Annotated in this window: 16 protein-coding genes and 1 pseudogene; 9 read left to right on the forward strand and 8 right to left on the reverse strand. The window is 70.1% G+C overall.

Features of this window, described 5'->3' with window-relative positions; translation table 11 throughout:
- Positions 1 to 12: 12 nt before the first annotated feature.
- Together AB0K10_RS32030 and AB0K10_RS32035 are read right to left on the reverse strand one after the other, a co-directional pair.
- Positions 13 to 1,152 carry a M23 family metallopeptidase gene (locus tag AB0K10_RS32030; protein WP_363689773.1) on the reverse strand — a complete coding sequence of 380 codons (1,140 nt, stop codon included), beginning with the start codon at positions 1,150 to 1,152 and terminating at the stop codon, positions 13 to 15.
- Positions 1,152 to 1,370, reverse strand: a complete 219-nt coding sequence (locus AB0K10_RS32035) for a hypothetical protein (RefSeq protein WP_363689775.1) — start codon at positions 1,368 to 1,370, stop codon at positions 1,152 to 1,154. The genes AB0K10_RS32030 and AB0K10_RS32035 overlap by 1 nt, the downstream gene beginning before the upstream one ends.
- Before the next feature lie 567 nt (positions 1,371 to 1,937).
- Between AB0K10_RS32035 and AB0K10_RS32040 the strand changes: the two genes are divergently transcribed.
- From AB0K10_RS32040 to AB0K10_RS32075, 8 genes are read left to right on the forward strand one after another with little or no spacing between them, the layout of a single operon-like run.
- Positions 1,938 to 2,426, forward strand: coding sequence for a hypothetical protein (locus tag AB0K10_RS32040; RefSeq protein WP_363689777.1), 489 nt, complete (start codon positions 1,938 to 1,940; stop codon positions 2,424 to 2,426).
- The gene (locus tag AB0K10_RS32045) at positions 2,423 to 2,710 is read left to right on the forward strand and encodes a hypothetical protein (protein ID WP_363689779.1); all 288 of its coding nucleotides are present in this window, start codon (positions 2,423 to 2,425) and stop codon (positions 2,708 to 2,710) included. The genes AB0K10_RS32040 and AB0K10_RS32045 overlap by 4 nt, the downstream gene beginning before the upstream one ends.
- Before the next feature lie 10 nt (positions 2,711 to 2,720).
- Positions 2,721 to 3,461 (forward strand): hypothetical protein, encoded by a 741-nt coding sequence (locus AB0K10_RS32050; protein ID WP_363689781.1) that lies wholly within the window; start codon positions 2,721 to 2,723, stop codon positions 3,459 to 3,461.
- A complete protein-coding gene (locus AB0K10_RS32055; protein WP_363689782.1) occupies positions 3,461 to 4,738 on the forward strand; it encodes a hypothetical protein in 1,278 nt (425 codons plus the stop codon). Before AB0K10_RS32050 ends, AB0K10_RS32055 begins: the two co-directional genes overlap by 1 nt.
- Positions 4,735 to 6,201 carry an SCO6880 family protein gene (locus tag AB0K10_RS32060; RefSeq protein ID WP_363689784.1) on the forward strand — a complete coding sequence of 489 codons (1,467 nt, stop codon included), beginning with the start codon at positions 4,735 to 4,737 and terminating at the stop codon, positions 6,199 to 6,201. Before AB0K10_RS32055 ends, AB0K10_RS32060 begins: the two co-directional genes overlap by 4 nt.
- A 9-nt stretch (positions 6,202 to 6,210) precedes the next feature.
- Positions 6,211 to 7,695 (forward strand): ATP/GTP-binding protein, encoded by a 1,485-nt coding sequence (locus AB0K10_RS32065; protein ID WP_363689786.1) that lies wholly within the window; start codon positions 6,211 to 6,213, stop codon positions 7,693 to 7,695.
- Positions 7,692 to 9,473, forward strand: a complete 1,782-nt coding sequence (locus tag AB0K10_RS32070; RefSeq protein WP_363689788.1) for a TraM recognition domain-containing protein — start codon at positions 7,692 to 7,694, stop codon at positions 9,471 to 9,473. Before AB0K10_RS32065 ends, AB0K10_RS32070 begins: the two co-directional genes overlap by 4 nt.
- Positions 9,470 to 9,967: a DUF4913 domain-containing protein gene (locus tag AB0K10_RS32075; protein ID WP_363689790.1), complete on the forward strand. Its 498-nt coding sequence runs from the start codon at positions 9,470 to 9,472 to the stop codon at positions 9,965 to 9,967. Before AB0K10_RS32070 ends, AB0K10_RS32075 begins: the two co-directional genes overlap by 4 nt.
- Positions 9,968 to 12,642: 2,675 nt before the next feature.
- Here AB0K10_RS32075 and AB0K10_RS32080 read toward each other — a convergent pair.
- From AB0K10_RS32080 to AB0K10_RS32090, 3 genes are all read right to left on the reverse strand, one after another.
- Positions 12,643 to 13,551 carry a tyrosine-type recombinase/integrase gene (locus AB0K10_RS32080; protein ID WP_363689792.1) on the reverse strand — a complete coding sequence of 303 codons (909 nt, stop codon included), beginning with the start codon at positions 13,549 to 13,551 and terminating at the stop codon, positions 12,643 to 12,645.
- A 716-nt stretch (positions 13,552 to 14,267) separates the two neighbouring features.
- Entirely contained in the window at positions 14,268 to 14,531 is a 264-nt protein-coding gene (locus AB0K10_RS32085; protein WP_363689794.1) for a DUF1883 domain-containing protein, read from the reverse strand.
- A 131-nt stretch (positions 14,532 to 14,662) separates the two neighbouring features.
- Positions 14,663 to 14,794 carry a hypothetical protein gene (locus AB0K10_RS32090; protein ID WP_363689796.1) on the reverse strand — a complete coding sequence of 44 codons (132 nt, stop codon included), beginning with the start codon at positions 14,792 to 14,794 and terminating at the stop codon, positions 14,663 to 14,665.
- 361 nt (positions 14,795 to 15,155) lie between these two features.
- On the opposite strand from AB0K10_RS32090, the gene AB0K10_RS32095 reads away from it, so the two are divergent.
- Complete coding sequence (locus tag AB0K10_RS32095) at positions 15,156 to 15,734, forward strand: hypothetical protein (protein ID WP_363689798.1); 579 nt, start codon at positions 15,156 to 15,158, stop codon at positions 15,732 to 15,734.
- A gap of 296 nt (positions 15,735 to 16,030) precedes the next feature.
- Here AB0K10_RS32095 and AB0K10_RS32100 read toward each other — a convergent pair whose 3' ends face one another.
- The 3 genes and pseudogenes from AB0K10_RS32100 to AB0K10_RS32110 form a co-directional block, all read right to left on the reverse strand.
- Positions 16,031 to 16,327: a hypothetical protein gene (locus AB0K10_RS32100; protein ID WP_363689799.1), complete on the reverse strand. Its 297-nt coding sequence runs from the start codon at positions 16,325 to 16,327 to the stop codon at positions 16,031 to 16,033.
- Between the two features lie 118 nt (positions 16,328 to 16,445).
- On the reverse strand, positions 16,446 to 16,823 hold the full coding sequence (locus tag AB0K10_RS32105; protein WP_363689801.1) for a hypothetical protein: 378 nt from the start codon (positions 16,821 to 16,823) through the stop codon (positions 16,446 to 16,448).
- Between the two features lie 110 nt (positions 16,824 to 16,933).
- Positions 16,934 to 17,620: pseudogene (locus AB0K10_RS32110) on the reverse strand (hypothetical protein); the annotation flags it as partial.

Raw genomic sequence — 17,620 nt, forward strand, 5'->3', positions numbered from 1 at the left:
TGTGTGCGCGGCTCACGTGCTGGATCCCAACGGCGCGTTCTGGGCGCGCATGAATGGCACCGGGTCGACGGCGTTGCTGCCTTTGGCGTGAAACGGCCCCGGAGGGACGTTGAGGTGCACCTCGAAGTGCAGGTGTGGGCCGGAGCTGCCACCGCTGCTGCCCACGAACCCGATGACCGTGCCGGCCGCCACCCGGTCACCGATGGACACCGCGGGGCGATGGATCATGTGGCAGTAGCGGGTGACGACGTTGCCCGGGTGACGGATGTCGACGTACCAGCCGCAGCCACGGTCACTGGTGTTCCCGTCCCGGTCGCACGTGGTGTACCAATCGCACTTGACCTGCTCCACCACCCCGGTCGCCGCCGCGCGGATCGCGTCCTCGCGAATGTCGAGTTTCGACAGATCCACGCCGGCGTGCAGTCGGCCGCCCCGTGGCCCGAACGGGCTCACGATCCCGGCGCGGATCGGCTGTACCCAGCCACCCGGACCGACCGGCACCGGGCCGAGGTCGTCGACGCCGCACGGGGCAGTCGGCGCGCCCCCGCCGATGTCGTCGATGTTCGGCAGGCCGAGCACCAGAGCGGCGAGCCGCTCGGCGTCGCCCTCCCACTTCTGGTATGCCTCCGGCAGGCCGGAGCGTTGCACGGCCTGCGCCGCGTCGGTCAGCCGCATCTGCTGCCAGCCGTCGACTCTCGCTAGCGCCTCGTAGAACTTCCCGGCCGCGTAGGTAGGCGTCATCCGCTCCCGCACGCTGCCCCACCCGGGGCGCTGCTGGAACAGCCCGACGGAGTCATGGTCGCGGCCCACGCCCTCGTGTGGCAGGGCCAGCGACTCGGGCACTTTCGCGTTGGCAAGGTTGCGCAGCGTCGACTCCTGCATCGCGGTCGCCAGCGCGATCACGTACCCACGCGGCGGCACCTGGCGCTGCCGGCCGACCGCGACAATCGTGGCCGCGTTCGTCGTCGCCGCCCCGTCCCACCGTCCCGCCCCCGGCACCGGTGATGACTCCGGCAGGGAGGGCACCTCACACGCGGCGGCTTCCGCCTCCGCCTGGCCGAACATCAGCATCGGTAACCCGACCGTGGCGCCGCACAGCACCATTACCACCGCCAGCACCCCGACGCCCAGCGCGACAGCCTTACGGTCCATCAGCTCACCGCTCGAACGAAGTCGTTGCCAGTGACCCTCCACCGGCCGCCGACCGCCGCGAGCGTGACCGTCAGCGTGCCGGCGTCCGTGGCCACCTCGTACACCGCCGCGCCCTCGGTGGGCCCTTGCGCAGCCACCGGCCGGCCCGTCACCCGTGTCGCCGGCACCCGCGCCGGATCCACAGTGCGCAGCGCGTCGGCGAAGCCGTCGTCACACATCGGTGCCACCCCGCGCCGCCACTCCTGCGCCGGGAGATCCGGGCGCGCCCACGCTGCGGCGAATGCCGCAACGACCGGTGCTGCCTGTGCCGGCGGTGGCGGCTTCACCGGAGGCGGCTCCTGGTCGTGATCGTCGGTCCCTGGCCGCTCTGCCGGCGCTGACGGTGAGGTGCCGCCGGCAACGGCCGTCGGGGAGACGGGACCACGGCGCTGCGGGTCTGCTGTGCCCGGCTCAGCCGCGCTCGCGCAGCCGCCCATCACCAACCCCGTGAGAACGAGGCCACCAGCGACACGTCCGCACCAACGAAGATGATCGACGTACACAAATGCGTTTCGTCTGCGTGCCACTCGACGCCTCCCCCCGTGGTGCCTTTCGCGTCCTATCGCGGCAGAGCCAACACCATAGATCCATTCACAAACGCAGTGCTACTGTCTGGTACTCGTCGGTGACCTTGACACATGGGGGAGGCGTCGCATGACGGGGAGTGTCGGCGTGCGCCGGCGGAATCGCCGGTGAGAACCCCTGCCGTCGTCGCATCTCGTACGCGTCCTGGGATCGCACCCTCGATGCCCTTCGCGCTGATTCCGCCGAATCTCGACGCCTGGCCACCGGTGTGGTGGCTCGGGTGTCATGGCGGCGCCGGCGCGAGCACCGTCGCCCGACTGGTCGGCTTCGGGCTGGACTTCGGCCAGGGCTGGCCCATGCTGACGCCGGAGATGCCGGCAACCCAAGTGGTGCTGGTCTGCCGCGCGTCTGCGGCCGGCACCTGGGCGGCGACCGGCGCAATCGAGCAGTGGCGCCGACGCGCGGGCATGCCCGCCTCGATGACGCTGCTCGGTGTCGTCGCGGTCGCCGCATCACCACGGCGGCCACCACGCATCGCCACCGAGCGGCTGCAACTGCTGCGCGGATGGACACCGCAGATCTGGCGCGTCGGCTGGGTCGACGCGCTACTCGCCGCCGACGACCCGCGCGACGTTGGCACTCCCCCGGACGTCGAGGCGTTGCGCAGCGCAATCTGGCAGATGATCGCACCCCGGGAAGGCAGACGATGACCCTGATAGACCACCTGGATCAGCTTCAGACGCTGGCGGCCGCCGTACCAGACCCGGGAAGCGGTGAAGCACCGCCTGGTGTCGGCGACAAGGTCCTCACGCTCCTGAAGTGGATCGCAAACCTCGCCGTCGCCGCGTGCGTGGGTGGGGTGCTCGTCACCGCCGGAAAGATGGCGCTGGCGCACCGCCGCGGCGACGACACCAACGTCTCGGCGCTCGGCTGGGTCTTCGCCGCCTGCATCCTCATCGGAAGCGCGTCCGCGGTGGTCTCCGCGCTGATCTAGGAGGAACGTCGTGCCGCGCTCGTCTGCAACCCAGGACTTCGCCGATCGTCCCCCGTGGACGCGGCCCGGCTTCATCGCCTCCGCGGCGCTCGTGCTGATCGTCGTCATCGCCGGCGTGGTGGTCGCCATCGCCTCGGGCGACGATGACGACGGCACCGCCGGCACCCCGCCGCCAGCGACCCCCGCCCCAAGCGGGGCGACACCGCCGCAGGACCTGCCCACCGCCGTACCGACCACCGCACCGGCCGGCGTGCGATGGGAACTGGTCGGTCAGACCGCCGTACCCGTCAGCTCGACGGCCGGCCCCAACGTCATCTCCGGCGGGACCGCCGCCGGCTACGCCCACACCCCCGAGGGCGCTCTCATGGCGGCGGCGCAGCTCATGGTGCGATCGGCCCCCTCCGCAGGTCGCGACTCCTGGCAGCCCACCGTCCTGGGTCAGTTCGTTTCCAGCAGCGACCGCGAGCAGCTCCTGGCCGCGTTGCGCGACAACCCCGACGACTCGTCCGATCCCGGTGAGCTGAGCCAGATCGCCGGCTACCAGTACCAGTCCTACACCCCCGACACCGCCGTGATCGGCCTGGTGCTGCGCGCCCCGTCAGCAGGCACGCCGCGCTACCACGTGCTGACGCTGACCCTGCTCTGGCGCGATGGTGACTGGCGTATGCAGGCCCCTCCCGGTGGGGCGTGGATCTCGCTCAACCGGGTGACCACCGACCTCACCGGCGTCGTCGAATGGGGTGCCCGGTAGTGGCCTGCAACATCATCAATCCGCTCTGCGTCCCCGGTCAGGCAATCCTCGACAGCACCGCCGGCCAATTCCTCGACCAGATCGCCGAAGAGTCATCCCAGGCAGCCGCCGAGATGCTCAAGACACTGGTCACCGGGTGGCTGGCCATCCCCACCCCGGTGGTGTCGCAGACCGAAGGAGCGGTCCAACATCTACGCGCCTACACCAACTGGGCGGTCGCGGCGATCGCCGTAGGCACGGTGCTGTTCGCCGCGCTCAAGATCGCGTGGCAACGCAACGGCCAGGAGGCCGGCACGCTCACCAAGAACCTGGTAACGCTGGTCGTACTCGCCGGCGCCGGCGTGCCGGCAGTGCAGATCCTCATCGAAATCGGCGACGCCTACGCCGACTGGATCCTCAGCGCCTCCGCGAACGGCGACCTCGGCAAACGGCTCCTCCTGCTCGCCCCCGCCACCGCCACCGGTGGAATGCCGGCCATCGTGGTGATCGGCGTCTCGATCATGGTGTTCCTGTCCTCGATGGTGCAACTGCTGTTGCTGCTGGCCCGCAACGCCGGCCTGGTCCTGCTCGCCGGGCTACTCCCCGCCGCCGCCGCAGTCGGCGGCTCCGTACGCAACCGCTACCTCACCTGGCTGCTCGCTCTCGTGCTCTACAAGCCGGCCGCCGCCACGATCTACGCCACGGTGTTCTGGCTCGGCCAGGGCAAGACCCTGACCGACGTGCTCACCGGCATGGTCATGTTCTGCATGGCCATCATGGCGTTGCCCGCCCTGATGCGGCTCATCGCCCCAGCGGTGTCAGTGCTGTCGGCCGGCGGCGGGTCCAGCGGCGTCGCGATCGCCGCTACATCCGCCGCCGGGCAGCTCGCCTCCGGTGCCATGCGACTGGCCAACTCAAGTGGCGGTGGCGGTGGCGGTGGCGGTGGTGGAGGGGGAGGCAAGAAGTCTGGCGGCGGTCAGGGGCGCCCTGCCGGCGCGGATCCCAGCGACCCCCCGTACCCGCCCTCCCGGCCCTCCGGTGGCGGCACGGGCACGGCGAGCGCAGCCAATTCCAGCGGCGGCACAGCGGCAGCGCCCAGCACCGCAGGCGCGGGCGCGGGCGCGGGCGCCTCCAGCGGGGCGGCCAACGCCGGGGCCGGGGCTGCGGGGGCAGGAGCCGCCGCTGGACCAGTCGGGCTAGCGGTCGGCGGGGGCGTCGTTGCCGCGAAGGCCGGGTCAGCGGCGGTACGCAAGGTCGGTGGAACCGCGTCCGGAGCGACGAATGGTGAGGGCGAGTGAGCACCGGAGTGCGGGAGCGGCCCAGCGAGCAACGCACCTACGGCAACTGGCGGCTCGGCCGTGGCGCTGGCCTGTTCGGGCTCGGGCCAGCCGGGACCATCGCCGCGTTCCTGGTCATGGTCCTCGCCGCAGCGATGCTGACAGTCTCACCGCCGGCCGCGCTGATCACTGCCGTCACCGGCCTGCTCGTTCTCACCCCCCTGGCGATCCGAGTCAACGGGCGCAGCGGATTTCAGGTCATCACCGCCCGTGTGGTGTGGTGGCTCGCCCGGTCGCGCCGCCACCACATCTACGTCTCCGGCGTCGCCTCCCGGGTCGCCGCCGACCACCAACTGCCCGGGGTGCTGGCCCGATCCGAGGTGTACGAGGTCGAGACCGGCCGCTCCGGACTGGTGGCCGTGGTCGTGGTCCCGCAGAGCCGGCACTACACCGTCACCCTGCGCTGCGCCCCCGAGGGCATGGACCTGGTCGACCAGGCCGTCATCGACGCCCGCGTCGGGCACCTGGCCTCGTGGCTGGCCGCGCTGTCGCGCGAACCGCAGCTCGTGCAGGCGCAAGTCACCATCGAAACGACGCCGGACCCGGGCACCCGGCTCGCCACCGAAGTCGCGGCGACCTCCCGGCCCGACGCGCCGGCGCTGGCCCTGCAGGTCCTCAACGAGGTAGTCGAGTCGTCCCCGGCCGGATCCGCGACCGTCGACACCCGGGTGTCGCTGACCTACACCACCCCACCCGGGCGATCGATGACGCCCGAGGACGTCTGCCGGGAGGTCGCCGCCCGTCTGCCGCACCTGCACTCCGGGCTGACCGGCGCCACCGGCGCCGGCATCACGCCGATGTCTGCTCGGGGACTCGCCGCGGTGGTACGCGCCGCCTACGACCCGGCCGCCGCCCTGGACCTCGCCCGCGATCCGCAGCTCACCCCCGACTGGACCCAGGCCGGGCCCGTGGCCACCCGGGAGAGCTGGGACTTCTATCGGCACGACTCCGGGATCTCCCGCACCTGGTGCATGGTCGAGGCCCCACGCGGGGTGGTGTACTCCCGGCTGTTCAGCAGGCTGACCGACCCCGACCCGCAACTGCTGCGCAAGCGCGTGACGATGATCTACCGGCCGTACTCCCCCGGTGAGGCAGCCCGACTCGTCGAGTCCGACAAGCGCGACGCGAGGTTCCTGGCCTCCAAGAAGCACCGCGCCAGCGCCCGCGACCTCACCGACCTGGCCGCCGCCGAACAGGCCGCTGAAGAAGAGGCCACCGGCGCTGGGGTCGTCCGGTTCAGCGTGCTGGTCACCGCCACCGTCGCTGACGAGAAGCAGCTCGACGAGGCCAGCGGCGTCATCCAGGCCCGCGCCGGGGAAGCCCGCCTGGTGCTGCGCCCGATGTACGGGTGCCAGGCCGCCGGGTTCGCCGCCGGCCTGCCCGCTGGCGTGGTGCTGCCCACCCACACCACCATCCCCTTCTAGGACGCCAGCATGACCAAGAGCACCCGCGAGGCCGCCCCTGCCCCGCCACGGCGACCAGCCGGCCGCCGCCCCGGCCGACTCGGCTACACGGGGCCGGGCGGCGGTGCCTGGTCGTACATCGAAGCGCCCACCGAGTACCGGGGCACCACCGTGCAAGTCTGCGGCCTGTTCCCCTTCGGCACCGGCGCGTCGACGCCGATGATCGGCGTCCCGATCGGCCGGCACCTCTACACCGGCAGCGCCGTCTGCTTCGACCCGATCTCCTGGTACACCCGCGCCCGCCTGATCAACAACCCGTCGGTGTGGATCGAGGGCGAACCCGGCATGGGCAAGAGCACGGCCGTGCGGCGGATGGTCCTCGGCCTCACCGCCCAGGGCGTCACTCCGCTGATCCTCGGCGACCTCAAGCCCGACTACGCCGAACTGGTCCGCGCCCTCGGTGGGCAGGTCCTGCGCATCGGGCCCGGCCTCGACCGGATCAACCCCCTCGACGCCGGCCCGTGGCGCCAGGTCCTCGACCGGGTCGACGAGCGCACCGGCGCCGTCGTGCGCGCGGCCGTCACCGACCGGCGGCTGAACATGCTGGTCGCCCTGGCCACCCTGATCCGGCGCGGGCCCGTCAGCTCGGATGAGACCACCGTCCTCGCCGCCGCGCTGCGCTACCTCGCCGAACGCGAAACCGACACCCCGCCGGTGCTCTCCGACGTCCTGCGCATCCTGCGCGACGCCCCCGCCGACGTCCGCGCCGTCACCCTCTGGCAGGAAGAGCAGGATCTGCCGCGCTTCCGGGAAGAGACCAACGGGTTGCATCGCACCCTGTTGGCGCTGCTGCACGGTCCGCTCGGCGACACCTTCGAGGGTCAGACCACCACGGCGATCCGCCTCGATACCCCCGCCGTGTGCGTGGACATCTCCAGCATCGACGACACCGACGAACTGCGTACCGCCGCGACCCTGCTGTCGACCTGGTCCTATGGCTTCGCTCAGGTCGAGGCCGCGCACCTGATGGCCGACCTCGGCCTCGCCCCGGCCCGCACGTTCTTCACCGTCCTTGACGAGCTGTGGCGGGCGCTGCGCGTCGGGCACGGCCTGGTCGACCGCGCCGACGGCCTGACCCGCCTCAACCGGCAGAAGGGCACCGGGACCGCGTTCATCACCCACTCCCTGGCAGACCTGGAAGCGCTACCCACCGCTCACGACCGGGCCAAAGCCCGCGGCTTCGCCGAGAGAAGTGCCGTGCTGATGATCGGCCCCTGCTCGGAGCAGGAGCTGGACTCCGTCTCCCGGGTCCGACCGTTGTCGCAGGCCGAACGCCGTGAGGTGCTGTCGTGGTCGGCGCCGCCGTCCTGGACGGCCGCCGAGGGCAGCGGCACCGTCGGCCGGGGCAACTTCCTGATCAAGGTCGGATCCCGGCCGGGCATACCGGTGCACCTGGAACCCACCGAGACGGAGATGAGGCTCGGCAACACCGACTTCCGCTGGACGATGGCGTGAGCCGCCGCCCCGCCGGGCCGCGCGGTGGCCAGGACGACGCCGGCTTGCTCGCCGGTGGCATCGCTGCCCTGGCCCTGGTCGCCGCCAGCGGGGTATGGCTGCCAGTCGCGCTCACCCACCCGCCCGGATACACCGGCGGCAGCCCGATCCGGGTGGCCACCGCCGTGCTGAACGGTGAGATCTCCTGGACCACCGCATGCACGCTCGTCGTGGCCATCGAGGTCGGCGCCCTGGCGCTGCTGACCACCACGGCAGTGGCTTTCTGGCGATGGTCACGCCGACGGCGCACCCGCGTCGACTCCGCCGCCCGGCGGATGGCCAGCCGCACCGATCTCGCCCACCTCAGCCCGAAGGGCGTCGCCGACAGCGGTCGCCGGCTGCGGCCCAGCCTCGCCGACGTCGTCCGGCCCGACCCCGACCAGCTCGGCGTGCTGATCGCCTACACCGTCGCCGGCGGGATGCCGCTGCGCCAGTCCTGGGAGGACATGGCCGTCGACATCTGGGGACCCCGCACCGGCAAGACGACCAGCCGGGCCATCCCCGCGATCGTCGCCGCCCCCGGGCCCACGCTGGTCACCAGCGTCAAGGGCGACATCGTCGACGCCACCCGCGACCTGCGCGCCGAACGCGGAACGGTGTGGGCGTTCGACCCGCAGCACATCCTCGGCACCGACCAGGGCATGTGGTTCAACCCGCTGCGCGCCGTGGCCACCATCACCGACGCCCGCCGCCTCGGCGAGCACTTCGCCGCCGCCGAACGCGAGCCCGGCGTCAGCCGCGACGCCTTCTTCGACCCCTCCAGCGAGGAACTGGTGGCGAACCTGCTGCTGGCCGCCGCCTGCTCGGGTCGGGACATCCTCGCCGCGTACCGGTGGGCGGTCAGCCCTCGCGACGACGAGCCAGCGATGCTGCTGCGCGAGCACGGCTTCGCGCTGCCCGCCGACGCGGTCTCCGGCGTGGTCAACATGCCCGACAAGACCCGCGGCGGCATCTACGCCGGCGCCCAGAAGATGCTCATGTGCCTCACCGAGCCCGCGGTCACCGCGTGGGTCACCCCACCGACCCGTGGCGGGGTCCTCGAGTTCGACCCGGCCGCGTTCGTGGTGAGCACTGATGTGCTGTACCTGCTCTCCCAGGGCGGTCCCGGTTCCCCCGCCCCGCTGGTCGCCGCCCTCACCGACGCCGTCCTGCGCGCCGGCGAGCTGCGCGCCCGCGCCTCAGCCGGACGCCGCCTGGACCCGCCGCTGCTGAGCATCCTCGACGAGGCCGCGAACATCTGCCGCCTGCGGCAACTGCCCAACCTCTACTCCTACTACGGCTCCCACGGCCTGCCGATCATCACCATCCTGCAGTCCTACCCCCAGGGCGTCGACGTGTGGGGACGCGAGGGCATGCGCAAGCTCTGGTCGGCGGCGAACGTGCGTACCTACGGCGGCGGCGTCGCCGATCCGGACTGGCTGGAAGAGCTGTCGAAGCTGATCGGCGAGCACGACGTCGCCACCCGGTCGACCAGCAGCAGCGGATCCGGGTGGGGCCAGCGGTCCGTCTCGCACGCCACCCGCCGCCAGCGCATCCTCGACGTCTCCGACCTGCACGCCCTGCCCCGTGGCCGGATGGTCGTCTACGCCTCCGGTGCCCCGCCCGCGCTCGCCCGCACCGCTCCCTGGCAGGACGGCCCGTACGCGGCGGCGATCCGCGCGTCGATCGCGCACTGGGATCCCACCGGCCGCACCGACTGGACCCTCTCCCCCGACGTCTCACCGGAGCCAACCTCATGACCACGCCCACCGCCGGGCCGGCCGCCGACGCCGTCGCCGACCTCAGCGCGCTACTCGGCCAACTCGCCGGTGACCCGGGCGCGACCCCGCCGCCCCCCGAGCCCTCGGCGGCCGAGCCGGCCGCGCCGGAGCCGCTCTACCGCAACGTGGAGGCGTTCGTGGGCGACTACCTCGCCTACGTCGTCGAGCGGCGCCTCGCCTCCGGCCCGACCAGCGGCATCAACTGGTGCCCACGGTGGTGGGCGCACCCCGAGGCGATCTCCCGCCTGTACGCGCTCTGGCGTGCGTGGGAGACGCTGCGGGTCAGCGACCCGCAGACTGGCATGAGCATCTGGTGGCGTGACCACCTCGACCCGCACCTCGCCGCGCTGGCCGCCGAGTACGGGCCGTTCAGCCGGTGCGGGCCGGACAAGCACACCGAGCCCCGACCTCTGCCGGTCGAGCCGGCCCCGCCGGAAGTGCTGGCCCAGCTTCCCGACGCCGGTAACCCCTGATTCCACGGCATCGCTCGCCGGTCAGGTCGCCGCCAACGCGGGGTGGTAGGTCGTCGACGGGCATCGACGACACGTCCATCTGTGGTGGCCGCGGTGCGTGTCCGGTGGCGGGCACGGGCACGGCGTCCATCCCACCATCACCTCTCCCGGGCCCAGGGGATGCCGACCGGGTCCAGAGCAGTACGCGGGAGCGGGTGCGACGAATTGGCGCGTGCCGGACCTGTCGACCCGCACCTGGTGGGCGAGTGCGTCGCAGCGTGGACAGGCGGGGACGACGCCGCCGGTGACCGGGCGGATGCGTCCGTGCGTGAGGCAGGTCCACTCCCCTACCCGCAGCGTCGGCGTCAGCCGCCCCCAGTCCACGGTCACCCTCGGACCGTACGGCACCTGCGCACCGCACTGCCCCTGAGCAGCAAGAGGGCGGGTGCCGTGTGGCACCCGCCCTCTTCACCCGCTCGGTCGTCAGAGCACGTACTGGCCGTAGCCCAGCACGACCAGCACCACCACCAGGACGTAGATCACCACGGCCCGGGGAGCGCGCAGCGAGAAGCGCAACTCGGTCAAGTTCATCACCTCCTCGGCCTACCTCAGCGCAGCGATGGCCAAATGGTGGCCCCTCGGGCAGCGGATCTGACCTTCCGCGTTCCGAGCCGGCGGAAAACCACCGTGGACCGCCGCCGATCCTACCGGTACTGCCCATTGACGCCAAGTCGCGTACGGGTGCACGTGTAAATCCACTTTGAACTTGAAGTCGAATCTAAGGGTTCGCGATAGCCATCCCGATAGCCATCCCGGTAGCCATCCCAGATAACCCCAGCAGGGACCCTTGCAGGATTTTCCAGGTCCCGTGTTATTACGTTTGACGGCGACAATCGTCAACGCCAGTCACACCGGAGCCGACCGGAGTAGCGCGAGCCGGCGTGCGCAGAGTTGCAGGTCAGCGCGGGGGCGGACCGTCGTACGCCTGTGGTATAGTCCCCCACTTTTGCCCTCGACCCGGCGCCCAGGTGATTCCGTAGTCGTGTAAGCACGGACAGTGTTGAGCCATTCCATATGTGTTAGTAGAGCCGGACTGCTCCGAATTCTTTGGCCGAATCAATAGCGCACGCCGTTCCGGTGAGCGTCAAGCGAAGGCGAAGAGGTTTAGACGCATTGACGCCCACTTGAAAAAAACCTCTCGACCGGAACTCGTAGCAATAGCCCATTGATAAGCTCGCCTGAGCCAATACGAATTCGGACTTAATTTTTCGAGGTAACCGAGATTTTTGGGCCATTGCGTGTTGCAATGCTGACACGCCCTGTGCAAGACTTGCACGGTCGCAGCGGGGCCCTACAGTGCTCGTGACCTGCGACGCAGCTCCCCGACGGTCTATCTCACGCAGCGATGGCCAAAGGGTTGTGGCCTCTCCGACTGACCTCGGAGGGGCCACTTTTTTGGTTGATCGGCGCTAGGGTGCAGACGTCCGTACCGGGGCCAGTAGTACGCCTGTCCGGTGGGCTCACGCAGGGTTACTAGAGATGACAGATGGTCAATTCGGCTGGCTGGTGGGCCTGACCGGTTCCATCAAATCTGGATTGGGCGAGTTGCCCGCACCGCACCCCCCACCCACCTGAAAACCTCCGTTTTCACGCCTGCTATAACCCCCTGTCGCATCCACGACAGTCGCACCCCGTAACCCCCAGCCGACCGGAACGGTGCGCCTCGGCCGTGCTACCCATGAGCAGAGAGTCAACCTGAACAGGGTCGACCGCGCGTCAGCATCGCGGCGGGAGGCACCACCTAGGACAACCTGGGCGTGTCCAGTCCCGGCGGGACAACACGGAAGGTGAGCACCGTGCACGGGAGGGGCTCCTCTGGTGTTTCGCCGTGGGGCTCGCGGCGCGGGGGCCAACGGGGCGACCAGCCGCGCGCAGGCCGGGTCAGGCGGTGACCATCGAGTCTCACGCAGGATGGACATGGTCGTGACCGGGACTGCCGACGTCGGCGCCGGCGAAGTCGCCGACCGGGGATGCAGCGTGGCTGAGCAGCAGTTCCACGGGTGTGGTCGGGGCATCCGCTGCGGGAAGTAGTCAACTCCAGGTACACGGCTTCACGACGAATAAGTAGACCGCCACACGGCGTTGCGTGCTTCTGCGCCTGACCGGCGTGTCGTACCGTCGTGCTCGTGCCTCATTTGGTTGGGCATTCGGCCAACCAGACGAGACGAAGAGAGGGGCGGGAAGCAAGCTTCCCACCCCTCGGCGGACATCAGCGACTTCTAGGGCCTTCAAACCATGTCGTCGCCCACTGTCCTAGCACTGCGAGGGCCTTTGCCGTCATGGCGAGGTCCTCGCGCTGTTGTTGGGCCGCCACGAAGGCGACCAGCTCCAGCGTGAGGCTCACGCAACGCCAGCCCCGCGTGGTTCGCGGGGCTGGCCGCGTTGGCTCAGGCTCCTGCTCCTTGACCACCGCTCCTCCACATCCGTGCTCGCGTCCGGAGCACCCGGGTCGCGCCGGCGATCAAGCGAGCCAGCACAGTGGAGGTTGTGTAGTTGCAGCAGTGCTGGGGACTGACGGTACGGATCAGCTCTGCCACTTCCCAACGACACGCCGAGAGTGCGAGCTTCTGCGGGCCATTTTCCCCGCGTCTCTCCCAGGGACTCTTACGCCGTCTCAAACGGAGACGCGAGGAGTCTCAGTCGAAGATGCGTTCCACGACGGCGGCTTGTTCAGCGACGCCGGCCCGGAAGTAGCGGGCTGTGGTGTCCAGGGAGGAGTGCCCGAGTAGCGCCTGGACCTGCGCAGAGTCAGCGCCGCCTTGGCGTAGCCGGGTGGCGTAGGTGTGGCGCAGGCGGTGTGGGCGCAGGCCGGGCAGGCCGGCCGCGTCGCCGACGGCGAGCACCACTTGGGTGATGCCGGAGGTGGTGAGCCGACCGCGTTGCCCGGTCCACAGGGGTCCCGGCTCGGTGCCGCGATGGCGCAGCCAGGCGCCGAGCCGTTCGCGCGCCGGTGCCGGTACCGGCACCTGACGGACCTCGTCGCCCTTGCCGTGCAGGCGGATGGTGCCGGTGCGGGCGGTGAGGGCGAGGTCGTCGATGTCGAGGCGGGCGCACTCTTCCGCCCGGGCGCCGGTGTAGAGCAGCACGGCGACGATGGCGGCGTCGCGGACGCCGCGGCGGTCGGCGGCCCGTTCGAGGGCACCTTGCTCTTTGGGGGTGAGCGCGTCGGGTTCGCCGGGGCGTGGCACGCGGGCTCGCTTGACCTTCAGCCGGAGTCCGGCGCCGATCTCGTAGAGCAGGTCGACGGCGGCCAGGGCCTGGTTCACGGTGGACGGGCCGGCCTTGGTGGTGATGAGGTGCCGCCGCCAGGCGGTGACGGCGGCCTCGGCGCCGACCTGGTCGACGAAGGCGTCCGGGTGCTCGCCGGCGTGCTCGCCGAGCCAGGCCGCGTACGCGCGGGTGCGTGCCCGGTACGCCTTGGTGGTGTTGGCGGCCAGGGCGCAGCGGTCGAGGTGGCGGTTCAGCGCCGTGAGGGCCCCGTCGACCGCCGCCCTCGGGTCCGCGGGGCGTAGCGCGATGACCTTCGCGGTCGCGGTCCGGGCCACGGTGGTCCACCGTCCTTCTTATCCACTGAGTGCCGGTCGGACTTTCAGCCAGGGCTAAACCACGTTATCCGCTGAGATCGTAGCGCTACTCAGTGGATAACGAAGCTTATCCACTGAGTGGGTGCTGGCTCGCGATCGAAGATCTACTTTTTCGAGGACCTTGCGGGAGAAATCCAGACGCGAGCGACTCTCGTGCGGTACCTATGGCTGCGCTACGACGTTAGGAAGACCAGGACCCGCTCATGAGTCCTGAGCAATGACAGGACGCTCGTCGTGGATCTCAGGTCACATGTGCCAGAGATACATGATCAGGGGTCAGGCACCCCAGACGACAAGCGTCCGTCCACCGCGCCGTCGCAGCCAGCGACGAGAAGGGGAGGGACCAGGGCGGTCATGGCCATAGCCACCGCGGCCGACACGGCGGGAGAGATCCTGCACGCCACCGGTCGCGATGGCCTGGCCACGACGGCCAGGACCATCGCTCACCTGCTACACCTGGTCGCCATCTTGGCTCGCAACCGGGACGGCCAGAGGTAGCCCTACCGAGCCCGGGGTTGACTCCCGTCAACCCCGGGCTCCCTGTAAACGATCCTCCCTAGCCCGTCGTGTTGGCCCACAGCCGTCTTCCCACCCGACCCGAGTCATCTGGCGAAGTGGCTGTGGGTGGGTCAGCAAAGCTGACACAGTCATCGCGTGATCCCTCGATCAAAGGCAAGTCAGTCGAAGACCTGGTTCCACGTCACCCTGAGTGGATCGGGATTGCTGTCGACGACAAGCCACCAGTCGTCGTCGTAGGGCACCTCCAGGACGACGGGGGTGAAATCGCAGAAGCCGCCGACGTACTCGTACTCGTCGCCGTCGAGGTAGGCCTGGTACTCCTCGCCGTCCATGAGACAGACCCGGGCGGTCGAGCCGTGCAGCCCGACCTCAAACACGGCGCCACGCGCGTACGAGCCGAGGTTCCAGTAGATGTGCTCCACACGCTATGTGTAGTGGACGGCGACGCCCCGTAGAAAGACCTGTCGAGCGAGCCCGGGCGCGGTGGTGTCACTGACGTTGCGGCGGGCCGAGAATGCAAGGGGGTGTGTCCCCTGTAAGGCGACGTCGAGGGTCACCAGTCGTCCTTGGACATCATGTTGATGTCAACGCCGTAGACCGTACGGTGGATCGCGTCGTCGATCGCGGCGGCCGCACGGGCGACGCGGCTCTGCTCGGCGCGGCGCTGCCGCTCGGCCGCCGACACCGTCGTTTCGCCGGAGGCGGTGCGGGACCGGTCGGCGTCGCGCTGGGCCTCACGCCGGCGACGCTCGTCGGCGGGCAGGTCCGCCCACCGCGCCGGCCGCGCCGGCTCGTCGACGTCGCTGGCGGTACAAGCCCGACAGCCGCGCTCTGGGCCATCCGACGCTCCCGGACCGCTGGCGGCAGCTTCGCCCGCCGCGCCCGCACCTCACCACTCGTGAGCCCATCCTGACCGTCTCGTCACGAAACGTCCAGAGTCGCCACGGGCCGCCTCCTGGCCACAGACCATTCCATTGCTGAGAGTTGACACACCTTTGACGTACGGTGACCCTTCATGTTCGTCATCGACCCTCGGGAGACTCAGCATGGGCCTTTTCCGCCGTCGACCCACCCCGCCGCCGGACGACAACGACCGCGCCGTTAACGAGTTCATGGATCACCATCACCCTCGGGCGAGCATTTTCGACGGCGACGACAGGATCATCATCCAGCCGGGCCAGGTGCTGGAGAACTTCGCGCTGACGATGGAACGTCTGGACAACGACATCGACACCCCGATCGGGATCTCCGACGCCGCCTCGTTCGATGAGGTCATGGGGATCATCCAGATGGGAATGGGGTCTCTCCTGGCGCTGCACCTGGTCAACACAGCGATGCGAATCATGTCCGCGCGCTACCCGGAGGAACTGGTCAGAACGCCGCTGCCAGAGCAGTACGACCTGCGAAAGCAGGTGCCGGTGCTGACGTTCACCGACGAGCAGCACGAGGCGGCCCGCCGGCTCTTCAACCAGCGGACCCTCAGCACCAGCGACCTTGAGATGGAGGACATCTACGAGGCGTGGGAGCCGCTGAACGAAGAAGACCAGGCCCAGATCGTCACCGCCCTGTTCTTCATGTTCGGCAACAAGGTCGGCGCGATGAAGTACCGCACCGGCATCAAGTAGCGCAGATGAGCCTGCTGGGTATCGGTCTAGCTACCCGATACAGCTAGCCGTCAAGTTCCGCCCTCCAGTGCAGGTCAGCGCGGTTCTGTCAGCACCAACGGTCAGTCTGTTGAAACGCAGAAGGCCCCGCCAAAAGCGGGACCTTCCACTGCGCTGGGGCGGGGCTACACCACTTGAGGTGTTGGTAAGAACCGCGACACCAGGGGCCGAATAGATGATCTAGGTGTGAGGGCTGTCGGCGGTGCCACGACGGCCGCCGAGCTGGCCACCGCGAGCCGGCGTCGGCCATCGGCGGCTCAGTCCTCGCCGGCGTCGGCCTGCGCCTGCCCGGCCTGCTCGACCAGCGCGTTGGTCAGGTCCCGCAGCCCGGCCACGACGTTCCAGTCCGGCCGGACCGCCGGGTCCAAGCCGCGGGCCTTGGCGTCCTCCCAGATCCGGTCGACGTAGTCATACAGCGCCCGCCGGGCCTGGACCTGCTCTGCCCGGCCAGTGGCGTCGAGCGCGGCCAGGCCTGCCGCGTCGTGTTCGACAAAGGCGTCGATCAGCTCGATCGCCATGCCCTGGTGGTCCAGCTCGTCGTCCACATCGACCATGCCGCTAACCCTATGGCATCGGATCATCACGAGAGTGTGCGCGATTCTGAGAGCGCCGACGGCCGGTAGCCGTCGAGCTGCGTAAGTCAGGCGTTAACGCCACGGTCCCGACTTGCCCCTACCGCTGCGTGAGGGTTGCCCAGACCTGGCTAGTGCCAATCGAGTCGATCGCGCGCAGGTTCACCGGCACGGCGAGCACGACCAGGTGCGCGCGCTCGTTCTCGCCCCGGCCGGTCGAGATCAGGCCGCGTACCGCGTGCTCGCCCTGTTCGTCGTCGACGCCGAGCTCCGGCACCCCCAGCAGCCGCGCGGCTACCTCGGCCGGGAAGGGACCGCCCTGCCACTCGATCTCCCAGGTTCGGCCGCCGTTGCCGGGCCACCAGTCGAGATGGGTGGCGCCGTTGAGCGCGCTGGTCTCGCGCAGGGCCGACATGACCCGTCCCAGCACCTCGTAGTACCGCGCTGGGTTGTCCCGCAGGTGGTGCGCATCCGTCATGGCCTGCTCAACGATTCGGGCCAGGGATCAGGTCCGGCAACCGCCACGGTGGGGGCCCCCACCGTGGGAGGCCGGGCCGGCGGGCAGCAGCTCACCGGACAGGGTGATGCTCACTGCCCCTCCCGCTGGGCGGGCGGGGTGTTGATGATGGTGACCTTGTCGCCGCCGATGAGGGGCGCATCGGCCGGGCCCTTGAGGTACGGCGCGATCCACAGGGGCCGGTGGTCGTTGAGGCTGGGGTACCAGTGCTTGCGCCAGTGCCCGCGCACGACCCACCGGTGCCGCCACTCCCGGTTGCCCCGGTCGGCCTCGGAGTCGCGGTCGGCGCTCAAGGCGCGGCGCAGCCGGGCCACGCGCACGTCACGGGGCGGTAGGCCGGCGCGTTCGGTCCGGCGGCGCTCCGGCCGGGCCGTGGTCAGCTGCTCGGACTCGGCGAGGTTGGCCTGCGCGGCGAGCTGGAACGCCGCGAACACCAGCCGCGTCCAGCTCAAGGTTGTCATCGGCGCGTCCGGTGCGGGGAGCTGGAACTCGTCGACGGGGTAGCCGTCGGGTCGCCAGGCCAGGCACGCCTCGTTGTCGACGGTCAGCGGCGGCAGCATCCCCCGGGCGCGGGCTAGCACCTTTGGGTCGGTGAACACGTCCTGCTCGTGCAGGCCGGACGCGGCGTAGAAGGACATCCACAGTCCGCCGGCCGGCCAGTGCGGGTTGGTCACCGGTGACCACGACACTGCGACGATCGGGGCCTGACCGGCGTAGAGCTGCTCGCTGGCCTGCCGCATCTTCTCCCCGCCACTTCG

The organism is Micromonospora sp. NPDC049274 (genome assembly GCF_040678875.1).
In the GTDB taxonomy this organism is placed as follows: domain Bacteria; phylum Actinomycetota; class Actinomycetes; order Mycobacteriales; family Micromonosporaceae; genus Micromonospora.